Raw genomic sequence first — 14,236 nt, 5'->3', positions numbered from 1 at the left:
CGACCCGGAGCGCACGGTCGCCCGCGAGCCCGCCGGTGCGGGTTCGCGCCCGGCCGCGCGCCTCCGAGGAGAACGGTTCCGGCAGTTTCCGGCCGTGTCCGGGCCCGCGTCCCCCGATGCGCCGTTCCGCGCGCCCCCGCAGGGTGTCGCGGGCTCGCCGGTGCCTAGTAGGGTGACGGACTCGGGGCCCACTGCACCGGTTCGAGAGGTGGGGTACGGGAAGAATGGCTGTCGGCATGAGCAGGCCGCGTCGGACGGGCGCCACCGCCGTCCGCCCCGGGACGGACGCGTACACGGCGGGCGGTCCCGCCCCCTCGGACGTCCTCCTCGGCGTCGAGCCGGACGATCTGCCCGACGGGCTGGTCGTCGCCGACCGCACCGGGCACATCGTCTGCTTCAACGCCGCCGCCGTCCGGATCACCTCCGTGGAGAGGGAAGCGGCGCTCGGCAGCCGGCTGGAGCACGCGCTGCCGCTCGAAGACCTCAAGGGTCGCCGCTGGTGGACCCTGACCGACCCGTACGGCGGCCTCTCCACCCGCGTCGGCCAGCCCGAGCGGAACCTGCTGCTCCCGGGTGGGCGCGAGGTCCTCGTCTCCGCGCGGTACGTCCGCGAGTACCCCACCGGGCCCGTCCGCCGGGTGGTCGTCTCCCTGCGCTCGACCGAGGCCCGTCGCCGCACCGAGCGCAGCCACTCCGACCTCATCGCCACCGTCGCCCACGAACTGCGTTCGCCGCTGACCTCCGTCAAGGGCTTCACCGCCACGCTGCTCGCCAAGTGGGAACGTTTCTCCGACGATCAGAAGCGGCTCATGCTGGAGACGGTCGACGCCGACGCCGGCCGCATCACCCGGCTCATCGCCGAACTCCTCGACATCTCCCGGATCGACTCCGGAAGGCTGGAGCTGCGCCGCCAGCCCGTCGACATCCGCGCCGCCGTCGACCGCCACGTCCAGGCCCTCGTCGCCAGCGGCCAGTCGCCCGACCGCTTCCTCGTCCGCGCGGGCGACCCGCTGCCCGACCTCTGGGCCGACCCCGACAAGATCGACCAGATCCTCGGCAACCTGCTGGAAAACGCGGTGCGCCACGGCGAGGGAACTGTCACCATCGACATCGCACCCGCCCCGGCGGACAACGACGAGACAGGAACGGCGGTCACCGTGAGCGACGAAGGGCCCGGCATCCCCGAGGAGTCGATGGCCCGCGTCTTCACCCGCTTCTGGCGCGGCAGCAAGCGCGGCGGCACCGGCCTGGGCCTCTACATCGTCAAGGGCATCGTCGCCGCCCACGGCGGCACCATCACGGTCGACCGGGCCCCCGGCGGGGGCGCGGAGTTTCGATTTATCCTGCCCGTGAGCACCCCCGCGTACCTGCGATAACCAGGATCGCGTCCAGGGGCCGGGCGCCCTCGCACCGCGTGGTGGAGTGGCTCCGGGCAGCCCACGGGCTTCGTACCACCCCCACGGCCTTTAGACTCGACCTTTGGCACCTTTGCGTCCTCCTGCCGTCGAGCAGGGCCACGGGGGTCTCGGGGTGTCCCCCGATACGGGCAGTATCAGCCAATCGGAAGCACGGGAAGAGATGTCGGCACCGAACAAGTCGTACGACCCAGTCGAGGTCGAGGCACTGAAACCGGAAGAGATCGAGCGCATGCGGGACGAGGCGTTCGCCGCCTTCGCCGCCGCGGGCGACCTCGACGCGCTCGCCCAGGCGAAGACCGCGCACACCGGTGGTACCTCGCCGCTGTCGCTCGCCAACCGCGAGATCGGAGCCCTGCCGCCGCAGGCCAAGGCCGAGGCGGGCAAGCGCGTGGGCCAGGCCCGCGGCGCCGTCTCCAAGGCCCTGGCCGCGCGCCAGGCCGAGCTGGAGGCCGAGCGCGACGCCCGGGTGCTCGTCGAGGAGGCCGTGGACGTCACGCTGCCCTACGACCGCGTCCCGGCCGGCGCCCGCCACCCGCTGACGACCATGATGGAGCGCGTCGCGGACGTCTTCGTGGCCATGGGCTACGAGATCGCGGAGGGCCCCGAGGTCGAGGCGGAGTGGTTCAACTTCGACGCCCTCAACTTCGTGCCCGACCACCCGGCGCGCCAGATGCAGGACACCTTCTTCGTCCGGGGCACGACGGCCGACGGCCGTCCCACCGAGGGCGACGAGTCCGGCGTCGTGCTGCGTACCCACACCTCGCCCGTCCAGGCGCGGTCGCTGCTCACCCGCAAACCCCCCGTCTACGTGGTCTGCCCCGGCCGGGTCTACCGCACCGACGAGCTCGACGCGACGCACACCCCGGTCTTCCACCAGATCGAGCTGCTCGCGATCGACGAGGGCCTGACCATGGCCGACCTCAAGGGCACCCTGGACCACATGGTGCAGGCGCTCTTCGGCGCGGACATGAAGACCCGGCTGCGGCCGAACTACTTCCCGTTCACCGAGCCGTCCGCCGAGATGGACATGGTGTGCTTCGTCTGCCGCGGCGAGTCCGTCGGCAACCCCGACCGCCCCTGCCGCACCTGCGGCAGCGAGGGCTGGATCGAGCTGGGCGGCTGCGGCATGGTCAACCCGAAGGTGCTCGTCGCCTGCGGTGTCGACCCCGAGAAGTACAGCGGATTCGCCTTCGGGTTCGGCATCGAACGGATGCTGATGTTCCGCCACAACGTCGAAGACATGCGAGACCTGGTCGAGGGTGACATCCGGTTCACCCGACCGTTCGGGATGGAGATCTGATGCGCGTCCCGCTTTCCTGGCTGCGGGAATACGTCGACCTGCCGGCTTCCGAGACCGGCCGTGACGTGCAGGCCAAGCTCGTGGCCGCCGGCTTCGAGGTCGAGACCGTCGAGCAGACCGGCGCCGGCCTCACCGGCCCGCTCGTCGTCGGTCAGGTACTGACCATCGAGGAGCTGGAGGGCTTCAAGAAGCCCATCCGCTTCTGCACCGTCGACGTCGGCACCGCCAACGGCACCGGCGAACCGCAGGAGATCGTCTGCGGCGCCCGCAACTTCGCCGTCGGCGACAAGGTCGTCGTGGTCCTGCCCGGCGCCGTCCTGCCCGGCGACTTCGCGATCGCCGCGCGCAAGACGTACGGCAAGACCTCGCACGGCATGATCTGCTCCACCGACGAGCTCGGCATGGGCGACGACGGCACCCACGGCATCATCGTGCTGTCGCCGGAGACCGAGGCGGGCACCGACGCGATCGAGCTGCTCCAGCTCGTCGACGAGGTCCTCGACATCGCCGTCACCCCCGACCGCGGCTACGCCCTGTCGATGCGCGGCATCGCCCGCGAGACCGCCACCGCGTACGGCCTGCCGCTGCGCGACCCGGCGCTGCTCGACGTGCCCGCGCCGAACGCGTACGGCTACCCGGTCCGGATCAGCGACCCGTTCGGCTGCCCGCGCTTCACCGCGCGCACCGTCACCGGTCTCGACCCCGAGGCCCGCTCGCCGCTCTGGATGACGCGCCGGCTGCAGAAGGCCGGCATGCGCGCCGTCTCGCTCGCCGTCGACATCACCAACTACGTGATGCTGGAGCTCGGCCAGCCGCTGCACGCCTACGACCGCACCCGCGTCGAAGGCCCCATCGGCGTCCGCCGCGCCCAGCAGGGCGAGAAGCTCACCACCCTCGACGGCGTCGTACGCGTCCTGGACGCCGAGGACCTCGTCATCACCGACGACCGGGGTCCCATCGGCCTGGCCGGCGTGATGGGCGGCGCCCACACGGAGATCGCCGACGCCGGCACCGAGTCCGCCGCGACCACCGAGGTCGTCATCGAGGCCGCGAACTTCGACGCGCTCTCGATCGCCCGCACCTCGCGCCGGCACAAGCTGTCCTCCGAGGCGTCCAAGCGCTTCGAGCGCGGTGTCGACCCGCAGGCCGCCGCCGCTGCCGCGCAGCGCACGGTCGACCTGCTGGTGCTGCTCGCCGGCGGGACCGCCGAGGCGGGCGTCACCGAGATCACCGCCCCGTCCGCGCCCCGCACCATCGCGATGCCCGCGAGCCACCCCGGCCGGGTGGCCGGTGTGGACTACGGCCGCGAGATCGTCGTCCGCCGCCTCCAGGAGGTCGGCTGCGACGTCTACGGCCAGGACGAACTCCTGGTCACGGTGCCGTCCTGGCGCCCCGACCTGAGCGAGCCGAACGACCTCGCCGAGGAGGTCATCCGGCTGGAGGGTTACGAGAACCTCCCGTCCACGCTGCCGACCCCGCCGTCCGGCCGTGGTCTCACCGACCGCCAGCGGCTGGCCCGCCGCATCGGCCGTGCCCTGGCCGGCGCCGGTTACGTCGAGGCGCTGAACTACCCGTTCATCGGGAACACCGCCCTCGACCAGCTCGGCCTGGACACCGACGACGCCCGGCGCCGCACGGTCCTCCTCGCCAACCCGCTCTCCGACGAGGAGCCGGCGCTGCGCACCACGCTGCTGCCGGGCCTCCTCGGCGCGCTGAGGCGCAACGACGGCCGGGGCTCCCACGACCTCGCGCTCTTCGAGACCGGGCTGGTCTTCCGGCCGACCGGTCACGAGAAGCAGGCCGTCCGGCTCCCGGTGGACCGGCGCCCCTCGGACGAGGAGATCGCCGCGCTCAACACCTCCCTGCCGCGTCAGCCGCGCCACGCCGCCGTCGTCCTCGCGGGCGCCCGCGAGCAGGCCGGCTGGTGGGGCAAGGGCCGCCCGGCCACCTGGGCGGACTCCGTCGAGGCTGCCCGCGCCCTCGCCCGCGAGGCGGGCGTCGAGGTGACGGTCCGCGCCGACCGGCACGCCCCGTGGCACCCGGGCCGCTGCGCCGCGCTGTACGTCACCGTGAACGGCGAGGAGACCCTCCTCGGACACGCGGGCGAACTCCACCCGCGCGTCGTCAAGGAGCTGCACCTCCCCGAGCGCACCAGCGCCATGGAGATCGAGATCGACGTCCTGGAGCGGGCCGCCGAGGGCGCGCTCCGCGCCCCCCGGATCTCCACCTTCCCGGTGGCGACCCAGGACATCGCGCTCATCGTCCCCGCCGAGGTGCCCGCCGCCGAGGTCGAGGCGACGCTCCGCGAAGGTGCCGGCGAACTCCTCGAATCGCTGCGGCTGTTCGACGTGTTCACCGGTGACCAGATCGGCGAGGGCCGCAAGTCGCTCGCGTACGCGCTGCGCTTCCGCGCCCCGGACCGCACGCTGACGGTCGACGAGGCGTCGGCCGCCCGCGACGCCGCGGTGGCGCTCGCCGCCGAGCGCAACGGAGCGGTGCTGCGCGGGGCGTGACGACCCGTCAGGGCTGTCAGGGCCGTCGTCCTGGCGCCCCGGCACGGTGAGGAGGGGCGTATCCGATGACCGGATACGCCCCTCCGCCGTCTCGCCGTCCGCGGTGGGACCGCACCCGGGCCCGGAGTCGGGACCGGAAGCGTTTCGGCCCCGGTCTCCGTCCCGTGGCCACCCTCCTGTTCGTTCGGGCAGTGGGACCGTGCGGTCCGGCACCGCCCGCCCTGCCGTGGTGTGTCGGGCAGGCCGGCAGGGCGGGCGGTGCGGACGGGGGCCGTCGGAGCTGTACGAGGGGGAGCCGCGACGACCCCGCCGCGTTCCGGCGAGACGCCCAGTCAACCGATGCCCGCCCCACTGCGGGAGGGCGCACAGGGGGACGGTTCGGGCATTCCGTTCACACCCCGTGTGAATCGGTGCTTGGCTGGAACCTTGCGGCGCACGCGTCCGGCACGGGTTCGACCCACCTGCCCGGGCCCGGCGCGCGGGGCGCGGTGCGGAAGGGGGGAACGCGTGGAGCGCGACCGTATGGAACCCAACATCCTGCTGGAGTCCCTCGTGGAAGAGGCGGGCGTCTCGCGGGCGGGGCTCGCCGGACACGTGAACCGGGCCGGACAGGCCCGGGGACTGCGGCTGCGGTACGAACACACGGCCGTGTCACGGTGGTTGAAGGGCCAGCGCCCGCGCGGCGAGGTGCCCGACCTGATCTGCGAGGTCCTCGCCAGGCGCCTGGGGCGGCCCGTCACCCTCGACGACATCGGCATGGGCGGCGCACCGGGCGCGCCGGACGCGCCGTCCCCCGGCACCCCGCTCGCCGGGTTCGTCGAGCGGGCCACCGCGCTGTGGCGCGCGGACGGGCAGCACAACCCGCGGCTGACCGGCGTACCCGCCGTCACCGGGACGGCCGCCGTGATCCCCGTGTGGGAGTGGGAGAACCCGCCCGAGGACATCGACGTCTCCCGTCCCGGCCCCTCCCGCATCGGACCCGCCGACCTGGAGATCCTGCGCGCCGCCCGCGGTCACTACGAGCACCTGTACCGCAAGGCCGGGGGCATCGCCACGAGAGGCCGGGTGGTGGGCTTCCTCAACGCCGGTGTCGCCCCGCTGCTGCACGCCGGCCACGACGACGCGACGGGCCGCCGGCTGCACCGCGCGACCGCCGGACTCGTCTCCCTCGCGGGTATCTGCGCCTACGACTCCGACGCCCACGGACTGGCCCAGCGCTACTTCCACCAGGCGCTGCGCCTCGCCAAGGCGAGCGGCGACCGGGCACTCGGCGGCTACGTCATCGCCCTGCTCGTCAACCAGTCCCTGCACCTGGGGGAGTTCCGCCGCGCGGTCGCCTTCGCCGAGGCGGCGATACGGGCCGCCGGACACCGCGTCAGCCCCGCGCTCGCCGCCGACCTGCACGCCATGCAGGCCAAGGCGTACGCCCGCCTCGGGGACGGACGGTGCGCCCGTGAGCGCATCGGCCGCGCCGAAAAGCTGGCCGCCCGCATCCTGCCCGGCGCGGAGCCGGAGGAGACCGCGTACGTCCAGCCGGGCCTGGTGGACGTACAGGTCGCCGAGGCCCTGCTCGGCCTGGGCGACCTCCAGGCCGCGAGGGAGCACGCGGCCCTGGCCGTACGCGCCCCTGCGCACGACCGGGGGCGCGTGCACCGGCTCGCGATGCTGACCCAGGTGGAGCTGCGCCTGGGGGAGGCGGACCGGGCGGCGGGCACGGCCACGGAGATGGCGGAACGGGCGCGCGGGGTCGAATCGCGCCGGCTGCGCGAGCGGATGGGGGCGGTCCGCGACGACCTCGTGGCCAGCGGGAGCGCCGAGGCCGCACGGGCCGCCGAGGTGATCGGGGGCGCGCTGCGCGTGCCCCTGTGAGCCCCGGCGCATTCGGAAGCGTACGTTCCCTCAACCTGCCGCCCCTGCTGCGATGTTGTCACCGATCGACCGAAAGGTGGCAGAACTGTGCAGTGGGCGAACTTGAACGAACAAGCTGTCTATGAGAACCGCTGGTTCCGGGTGAACCTCGCGGACGTCCGACTCCCCGACGGCAGGCATCTCGACCACTACGTCATCCGGCTGCGCCCCGTCGCCGCCGCCACCGTCGTCAACGACGCCGACGAGGTCCTGCTGCTCTGGCGGCACCGCTTCATCACCGACAGCTGGGGCTGGGAACTCGCCGCGGGGGTGGTCGAGGACGGCGAGGACATCGCCGTGGCCGCCGCCCGGGAGATGGAGGAGGAGACCGGCTGGCGCCCCGGCGCGCTGCGGCCGCTGATGACGGTGGAGCCCTCCAACGGACTCACCGACGCCCGCCACCACCTCTACTGGGCCGAGGAGGCCCACTGGACCGGGCCGCCCGCCGACGGCTTCGAGTCCTCGCGCCGGGAGTGGGTGCCCCTCAAGTCCGTACCCGACCTCGTCGCGAGGGGCGAGGTACCCGCGGCCAACATGGCGGCCGGACTGCTGATGCTCCACCACCTCAGGCTGGGGTGACGGCGGCCCCGCACCGGTTGCGCCGGTGGGGCGGCCGGACGGTCCGGCCGCCCCACCGGGGAAGTCCTGCGCCCGGCAGGAGCCCCGGTCCGGCGGAGCCCTTTTTCGGCGGAGGCCCTGTTCCGGCGGAGTCCTGTCCTGGCGGAGTCCTGTTCCGGCGGAGGCATGTTCCGGCGAACCGCTCAGCGGAGTCCCGCGAAGACCGCGGCGGCGGCCGTACCGCCCAGCACGGCCCCCACGACGACCTGCCCCGTCGTGTGGTCCCGCAGCGAGACCCGGGACCACCCCACGGCCGCGACGCCGAGGTACAGCAGGGCGGCCCACCACCCGTACGCCACGGTGATCACGACGGCCACGCCCGAGGCGACCGCGGTGTGGACGCTGACCTTCCACCAGACGGTGACGGCCATCGTCAGCAGCAGCCCGGCGATCATGGCGGCCACCAGGGCGACGACCTCGCGGGGCGCTCCGAGTGCCGCCAGCAGGCCGGTGCCGACGAGGACCGAGCCGAGGGTGACGAACAGGGGTATCCACCGCTGGGCACGGATCTTGAGGTGCTTGTCGGACCACCGGCCCCGGCGGACACCGGCGACGACGAAGACGATGGGCAGGCCACCGCAGAAGACCCCGGCGAGCAGACCCCAGCCGGCGCCCGCGAGGGAGCCGGTGGCGTGCGTGCCGATGACGATCAGCACGAGGACGACGAGATGGGGCGGGGCCAGCACCTCGGTGACGAGGCGCGCGGAGCGCCGCTCGGCAGGCGCGGCCGCGGTGGGCGGCGGCTGAGCGGTGGTGGCTGACATGCCGGTATCTCCTCGGACGGAGGGGGCGGACGGGTGGCGGGTCGTACCGTAGTCGGGCCGCGCACGCCCCGGACAGGACTGTGGGCCCGGAGCCGAACTCGCAGCTCCGGGCCCACAGTTGCACGGTCAGGCGTACGGGTAGAACCCCGCCCCCGTCTTCCGGCCGAGCCGGCCCGCGTCCACCATGCGCTGGAGCAGCGGGGGAGCGGCGTACAGGGGCTCCTTGTACTCCGCGTACATCGAGTCGGCGACGGAGGCCACCGTGTCCAGGCCGATCAGGTCCGCGAGCTTCAGCGGCCCCATCGGGTGGGCGCAGCCCATCTCCATGCCGTTGTCGATGTCCTCGCGGCTGGCGATGCCCGACTCGAACATCCGGATCGCGGAGAGCAGGTACGGGATCAGCAGGGCGTTCACCACGAACCCGGACCGGTCCTGCGCCCGGATGGGGTGCTTGCCCAGTACCTCCCGTACGAGGGACTCGGCCCGCAGCACGGTCTGCTCGGACGTCGTCAGGGCGGGAATCAGTTCGACGAGCTTCTGCACCGGCGCCGGGTTGAAGAAGTGGATGCCGATGACCTGGTCCGGACGGGACGTGGCCACGGCGAGCTTCACCAGCGGGATGGACGAGGTGTTCGAGGCCAGGATCGCGTCCTGCCGCGTCACCACCTGGTCGAGCACCCGGAAGATCTCCGTCTTGACCTGCTCGTTCTCCACGACGGCCTCGATGACCAGATCGCGGTCGGCGAACTCGCCGAGGTCGGTGGTGAAGCTGAGGCGGCCGAGGGTCTCGTCGCGCTCCTCTTCGGTGATCTTGCCGCGTTCGGCGGCCTTCGACAGGGAGTTCTGGAGCCGGGTACGCCCTATCTCCAGGGCCTCACCGGTGGTCTCCGCGACCATCACCTCAAGGCCACTGCGTGCGCAGACCTCCGCGATACCTGCGCCCATCTGGCCACAGCCGACCACTCCGACGCGTGCAATGTCGGCCATAGAGTCCGTCACCTCGTGCCTCTCCCTGATCTCCGTATCGCGGGGCCCGTGGGTGGCGGTACCCGCTTCGACCTCCAGACGGTACCCGGCGACGCGGCCCAAGTTACCTGCGGGTCATCAACGGTCCGAGAAGGCATGATCTGCGTCACGCACCCGACCGGAGCGGTGCGACCGAGCACGAGCGGAAGGTGGAGCGTATGCGGCGCATGGGCCGGAGGGCATTCATGCTGGGCGCGGCCGGGGCGGTGGCGGCCCTGGCCGCACCGGGTCCGGCGGGGGCCGTCGGGCCCGTGTCCCGTGACCGACGTCACCGGGCGGTGACCGGGCTGCGAGGGATGTGGATCGCCACGGTGGCCAACGTCGACTGGCCCTCGGCCACCGGGCTGTCGGCGGCCACCCAGCGCAGCGAACTGATCGCCCACCTGGACCGGGCCGTCCGCTTCGGCCTGAACGCGGTCATCCTCCAGGTCAGGCCCAGCGCCGACGCCCTCTGGCCCTCGCCCCACGAGCCCTGGTCGCAGTACCTGACCGGCGTCCAGGGCAAGGACCCCGGCTGGGACCCGCTCGGCACGGCGGTGACCGAGGCCCACGCGCGCGGCCTCGAACTCCACGCCTGGTTCAACCCGTACCGGGTCTCCAACCAGACCGACCCGAAGAAGCTCCTCGCCACCCATCCCGCCCGGGTCCACCCGGAGTGGGTCATTCCGTACGGCGGGAAGCTCTACTACGACCCCGGGCTGCCGGAGGTCCGCTCGTTCGTCCAGGACGCCATGATGGACGCGGTCGGCCGGTACGACATCGACGCCGTCCACTGGGACGACTACTTCTACCCGTACCCCGTCTCCGGCCAGACCTTCGACGACGCCGACACCTACGCCGAGCACGGCTCCGGCTTCAGCAGCAAGGCGGCCTGGCGCCGGGACAACATCGACCGGCTGGTGAAGGAGACCTCCGACCGGATCAAGGAGATCAAGCCGAACGTCCGCTTCGGCATCAGCCCCTTCGGCGTCTGGCGCAACAAGACGACGGACCCGCTCGGCTCCCCGACCTCCGCCGGGGTGGAGACGTACGACGACCTCCACGCGGACACCCGCAAGTGGATCAAGCAGGGCTGGATCGACTACATCTGCCCGCAGCTCTACTGGAGCATCGGCCAGTCGGGGGCCGACTACGCCGAGCTGGTGCCGTGGTGGGCGGAGGTGGTGGAGGGTACGGACGTCGACCTCTACATCGGCGAGGCGCTCTACAAGGCCGGCGACCCGGCCCAGAACTCCGCCTGGCAGAGCACGTCCGAACTCTCCCGCCACCTCACCCTCGCCGAGGACTACCCGGCCGTCGGCGGACACGCCTTCTTCTCCGCGAACAGCGTGAAGGCGGACCGCATCGGCGCCATGGCCCGGGTGGCGGCGGACCACTACGGGGTGGGGTGAGGCTCCTCGACGGGTGATCAGCCCGCTCGCACCCTCCCCTGATCAAGCGCATGGTGCTACTTTCATTAGCACCATGCTGTTGACGCTGAACACCGCTGACGCCAGCCCCCTGCACGAGCAGGTCGCGGGCGCGATCCGCCGCGCCATCGCGGAGGGGGAATGCCTGCCGGGGGACCGGCTTCCACCGGCACGTGACCTGTCCCAGGCGCTGGGCGTGAACGTCAACACGGTTCTGCGCGGCCTCCGGAGCCTCCGGGACCAGGGGGTTCTGGAGTTCCGGCGCGGTCGGGGCGTGACGGTGGCCGCCGGAGCGGACCGGCGCTCCGCGCTGCTGGACCGGGTGGCCGATCTGGTGGCCGATGCCGCGCGGCTGGGTTACAGCAGGGCGGATCTGGCCGAGATGATCAGGGGGGCGGAGCAGTGAGCGAGCGCGCGCACGGCGGCAGCGGCGCCCTATGGGGTGCCGTCTGCTGGGTTGTCGGAATCCTGGCGCTACTGGTGGGCATGGTCCCGGCGGCGGGCAGTCGGCTGCCGGGCAGGGTGGCGACACACTGGAACGGAACGGGGCGGCCCGACGGCTCCATGCCCCTGTGGGCCGCCGCACTCGTCCCCGCGCTGATATGGGCGGTGGTGGTCGCGGGGGCCGGGCTCGCGGTGTGGCGTGCGAACGTGCGGCGGGGTGGTGCGGCGCGAGGGTGGGCGGGCGCCGTCCTGCTCCCGGCGGGTGTCTTCCTGGTCGGCGTTCAGGCATCGATCGTACGGGCCAACCTGGACCGGGCCGACTGGCATGAGGCCGGCTCGGTGACGGGCTGGGCCCTCGGAACTCTCGCGGTGGCGACCGTGGTCGGGCTGGCCGCGTGGCGGGTGGCCGGCCGGAGGGCCCCCGCCCCGGGGCCGGCGCAGGACGGCCCGCGCATGGTTCTGCCGGACGGTCAGCGGCTCATGTGGTTCTCCCGGGCGTCCAACCCGTGGCTCCATGCGGTCGCGGCGCTCGCCGGGGGCGTGGCCGTGGCCGCCGCCCTCGTCGCCGTCGTGGGGGTGACGACCCCGCCCTGGTCGGTGATCGTGCCCGTCGCGCTCTCCTCGGTGCTGGTTCTGGGCTGCGCCTCCGTGCAGGCGACCGTCAGCGAGAAGGGGCTGAAGGTGTCGTTCGGGCCGTTCGGCTGGCCGGCGCGGCGCTGGGCCCTCCAGGACATCGAGTCGGCCCGGTCCGAGTACCGCAGGCCGACCCAGGTGGGCGGCTGGGGCTACCGGCTGAGCGGGCTGGGGACCACGGTGATGCTCCGCGGCGGAGAGTGCCTCGTCATACGAGCCAGGGGCAAGGACTTCGCGGTGAGCGTGGACGACGCCGAACGGGGCGCCGCGCTGCTGAACTCCCTGGGCGGGCGGCGGTCGGGATGAGGAGCGCCCGCTGAGCCTGGCGGGCGCTCCACCGGGGTCATCGTGGAGCCTCCGTCGGGGAACCCGGGTGGACGGCCGCCAACGCGGCGGGCGCGTCGTCGGGCAGGGCCACCTGCGCGGCCTCGTCCGCCGTCAGGGTGCCCGCGTCGCACACCAGGGTGAAGCGTTCCGGGTCACGATGATGCCGTCGTCGGCACGCGTTCGGCGCCGGTGATCGTGATCGGCCGGGCCGTCACACCGCCCTGTGACGGGGGCACCGGCACCGGGGCCAGGCCGACGTGGCCTGCGGCACGTCGAGGGGTTCGACCGGGCCTGCGGGGCGAATCGTCCGGCGGAATCCGTCGCGCCCGACGCGGTACACCGCGATCCTCATCGTCACGGCCGCTCCTCGGCCGCCTGTGCGGTGTCCCGGCCGTGCGGTCCGCCCACCCTGTTCCTGCCGGCCCAGATCCGCAGGAGGTGCCGGGTGGTGCCGGCCGCTTCGCGCATGTGGGCGTAGGACCGGAAGCACGGCGTCTCCCGCGTGGGAGCTTCCGCCGCCAGCAGCGCGTACGCCTTGCCGAAAGCAAAGGGGGAGTGGTGCACACCTATGAGGCGATGGCTGCGCTTTTCTGGCGGTCATGTCCCGTGAGGTGGTGTAGGTGATCACTCGGTTGTGCCAGGCAGGAGGGTCGCGGTGTCCGGATAGAGGCTGTCCATGCTTTCGGTAGAGAGGTAGCGGCGGGGGAAGGCGATCCACTCGTCGTGGAGTTCGGCGAGGACGGCGGTGGCGAGCCGGTTGACGGCTGCGGTGTTCGGGAAGACCTGGACGACGTCGGACCGGCGCTTGATCTCCCGGTTCAGCCGTTCGAGCGGGTTGGTCGACTGGATCTTCTTCCAGTGCTGGTGAGGAAAGTCCGCGAAGGCGGTCAAGTCCTCCTTCGCGCCGAGGAGCATCTCTCTGACCTTGGGGAACTGTGAGCCGAGCATGTCCGCGACGGTGTCGAGATGGGCCCGGACGGTTTCGGCGGTGGGCTGGGCGAAGAGAGTGCGGATCGTCGCGGCGACCATCTCGGCCGCTCCTTTGGGGATCGCGGAGAAGACGTTGCGGACGAAGTGAACCCGGCAGCGCTGCCAGGCGGCGCCGAGCATGACCTTGCGGATGGCTTTGACCAGGCCGCTGTGGCTGTCGGAGATGACCAGGCGGACCCCGCTCATGCCCCGCTCCCGCAACGAGCGCAGGAACGTGGACCAGAACGCTTCGGTCTCGCTGTCGCCGACCATGACACCCAGGACCTCGCGGCCGCCGTCCTCGGTGACACCAGTAGCGATGACCACGGCCTGGGAGACGATCCGGTGGTCCACGCGGGCCTTGACGTAGGTCGCGTCGAGATACACGTAGGGGAACCGGGTGTGGTCCAGCGGGCGGGTGCGGAACGCGTCGAGCTGTTCGTCGAGATCGCCGCAGATCCGCGAGACCTCGCTCTTCGATATTCCGGTGTCCGAGCCGAGCGCTTTGACCAGGTCATCGACGTTGCGGGTGGAAACGCCGTGGACGTATGCCTCCATGACGACGGCGTAGAGGGCCTGGTCGATGCGGCGCCGGCGTTCGAGCAGGCTGGGGAAGAAGCTGCCGGCCCGCAGTTTCGGGATCGCGAGTTCCAAGTCGCCGGCCTGCGTGGTCACCGTCTTGTCCCGGTGCCCGTTGCGGTAGCCGGTCCGCGCGGTTGTCTGCTCGTTCCATTCCGCGCCGATGTGCGCCGTGGCCTCGGCCTCGATCAGCTCCTGCAGCAGCCGCTGGGCGATTTCACGCACGAGTTCAAGACCATCCGCCGAACGCAGTGACTCCAGCAGGCGGAGTAGGTCATGCTGTGACAAGGCCACCGTGTACTCCCTTGGGTCGAACTGCCCGTTCACC

12 protein-coding genes are annotated in these 14,236 nt (G+C 72.3%); 8 read left to right on the top strand and 4 right to left on the bottom strand.

Going from position 1 to position 14,236, the window contains the following annotated elements:
- The first annotated feature begins 224 nt into the window (after positions 1-224).
- The 5 genes from OHA55_RS03120 (at position 225) to OHA55_RS03100 (ending at position 7,718) form a co-directional block, all read left to right on the top strand.
- The gene (locus OHA55_RS03120) at positions 225-1,376 is read left to right on the top strand and encodes a PAS domain-containing sensor histidine kinase (protein ID WP_266702540.1); all 1,152 of its coding nucleotides are present in this window, start codon (positions 225-227) and stop codon (positions 1,374-1,376) included.
- A 202-nt stretch (positions 1,377-1,578) separates the two neighbouring features.
- On the top strand, positions 1,579-2,718 hold the full coding sequence (gene pheS / locus OHA55_RS03115) for a phenylalanine--tRNA ligase subunit alpha (RefSeq protein ID WP_266702538.1): 1,140 nt from the start codon (positions 1,579-1,581) through the stop codon (positions 2,716-2,718).
- The gene (pheT, locus tag OHA55_RS03110) at positions 2,718-5,231 is read left to right on the top strand and encodes a phenylalanine--tRNA ligase subunit beta (RefSeq protein ID WP_266702536.1); all 2,514 of its coding nucleotides are present in this window, start codon (positions 2,718-2,720) and stop codon (positions 5,229-5,231) included. The genes pheS and pheT overlap by 1 nt, the downstream gene beginning before the upstream one ends.
- A 522-nt stretch (positions 5,232-5,753) precedes the next feature.
- Positions 5,754-7,100, top strand: a complete 1,347-nt coding sequence (locus tag OHA55_RS03105) for a transcriptional regulator (RefSeq protein ID WP_266702534.1) — start codon at positions 5,754-5,756, stop codon at positions 7,098-7,100.
- Between the two features lie 87 nt (positions 7,101-7,187).
- Positions 7,188-7,718 carry an NUDIX hydrolase gene (locus OHA55_RS03100; protein WP_266702532.1) on the top strand — a complete coding sequence of 177 codons (531 nt, stop codon included), beginning with the start codon at positions 7,188-7,190 and terminating at the stop codon, positions 7,716-7,718.
- A 182-nt stretch (positions 7,719-7,900) separates the two neighbouring features.
- Here the strand turns inward: OHA55_RS03100 and OHA55_RS03095 are convergent, their stop codons facing one another.
- Together OHA55_RS03095 and OHA55_RS03090 are read right to left on the bottom strand one after the other, a co-directional pair.
- A complete protein-coding gene (locus tag OHA55_RS03095) occupies positions 7,901-8,521 on the bottom strand; it encodes a hypothetical protein (protein ID WP_266702530.1) in 621 nt (206 codons plus the stop codon).
- A 126-nt stretch (positions 8,522-8,647) separates the two neighbouring features.
- Positions 8,648-9,508: a 3-hydroxybutyryl-CoA dehydrogenase gene (locus OHA55_RS03090; RefSeq protein ID WP_266702528.1), complete on the bottom strand. Its 861-nt coding sequence runs from the start codon at positions 9,506-9,508 to the stop codon at positions 8,648-8,650.
- Positions 9,509-9,705: 197 nt separating this feature from the next.
- On the opposite strand from OHA55_RS03090, the gene OHA55_RS03085 reads away from it, so the two are divergent.
- The 3 genes from OHA55_RS03085 to OHA55_RS03075 all read left to right on the top strand — a co-directional run bounded on the left by OHA55_RS03085 (position 9,706) and on the right by OHA55_RS03075 (position 12,339).
- A complete protein-coding gene (locus OHA55_RS03085; protein ID WP_266702526.1) occupies positions 9,706-10,938 on the top strand; it encodes a glycoside hydrolase family 10 protein in 1,233 nt (410 codons plus the stop codon).
- Positions 10,939-11,011: 73 nt separating this feature from the next.
- Positions 11,012-11,362: a GntR family transcriptional regulator gene (locus tag OHA55_RS03080; RefSeq protein ID WP_266702524.1), complete on the top strand. Its 351-nt coding sequence runs from the start codon at positions 11,012-11,014 to the stop codon at positions 11,360-11,362.
- On the top strand, positions 11,359-12,339 hold the full coding sequence (locus OHA55_RS03075) for a DUF1648 domain-containing protein (protein ID WP_266702522.1): 981 nt from the start codon (positions 11,359-11,361) through the stop codon (positions 12,337-12,339). The genes OHA55_RS03080 and OHA55_RS03075 overlap by 4 nt, the downstream gene beginning before the upstream one ends.
- Positions 12,340-12,714: 375 nt before the next feature.
- Here the strand turns inward: OHA55_RS03075 and OHA55_RS03070 are convergent, their stop codons facing one another.
- Positions 12,715-12,924: a hypothetical protein gene (locus OHA55_RS03070; protein ID WP_266702520.1), complete on the bottom strand. Its 210-nt coding sequence runs from the start codon at positions 12,922-12,924 to the stop codon at positions 12,715-12,717.
- A gap of 60 nt (positions 12,925-12,984) precedes the next feature.
- Positions 12,985-14,202, bottom strand: coding sequence for an IS256 family transposase (locus OHA55_RS03065; RefSeq protein ID WP_266702518.1), 1,218 nt, complete (start codon positions 14,200-14,202; stop codon positions 12,985-12,987).
- Between the last annotated feature and the right edge of the window lie 34 nt (positions 14,203-14,236).

It is taken from the genome of Streptomyces sp. NBC_00102 (assembly GCF_026343115.1).
GTDB lineage: Bacteria > Actinomycetota > Actinomycetes > Streptomycetales > Streptomycetaceae > Streptomyces.
Note: the sequence above shows the minus strand (reverse complement) of the source record. Positions and strands in the feature narration are given on the sequence as shown.

What these genes read in the sequence shown, in the direction of transcription:
- OHA55_RS03120 (WP_266702540.1), top strand. Translation starts at nt 225, where the DNA reads ATGGCTGTCGGCATGAGCAGGCCGCGTCGGACGGGCGCCACCGCCGTC.
- pheS (WP_266702538.1), top strand. Translation starts at nt 1,579, where the DNA reads ATGTCGGCACCGAACAAGTCGTACGACCCAGTCGAGGTCGAGGCACTG.
- pheT (WP_266702536.1), top strand. Translation starts at nt 2,718, where the DNA reads ATGCGCGTCCCGCTTTCCTGGCTGCGGGAATACGTCGACCTGCCGGCT.
- OHA55_RS03105 (WP_266702534.1), top strand. Translation starts at nt 5,754, where the DNA reads ATGGAACCCAACATCCTGCTGGAGTCCCTCGTGGAAGAGGCGGGCGTC.
- OHA55_RS03095 (WP_266702530.1), bottom strand. Translation starts at nt 8,521, where the DNA reads ATGTCAGCCACCACCGCTCAGCCGCCGCCCACCGCGGCCGCGCCTGCC.
- OHA55_RS03090 (WP_266702528.1), bottom strand. Translation starts at nt 9,508, where the DNA reads ATGGCCGACATTGCACGCGTCGGAGTGGTCGGCTGTGGCCAGATGGGC.
- OHA55_RS03085 (WP_266702526.1), top strand. Translation starts at nt 9,706, where the DNA reads ATGCGGCGCATGGGCCGGAGGGCATTCATGCTGGGCGCGGCCGGGGCG.
- OHA55_RS03080 (WP_266702524.1), top strand. Translation starts at nt 11,012, where the DNA reads ATGCTGTTGACGCTGAACACCGCTGACGCCAGCCCCCTGCACGAGCAG.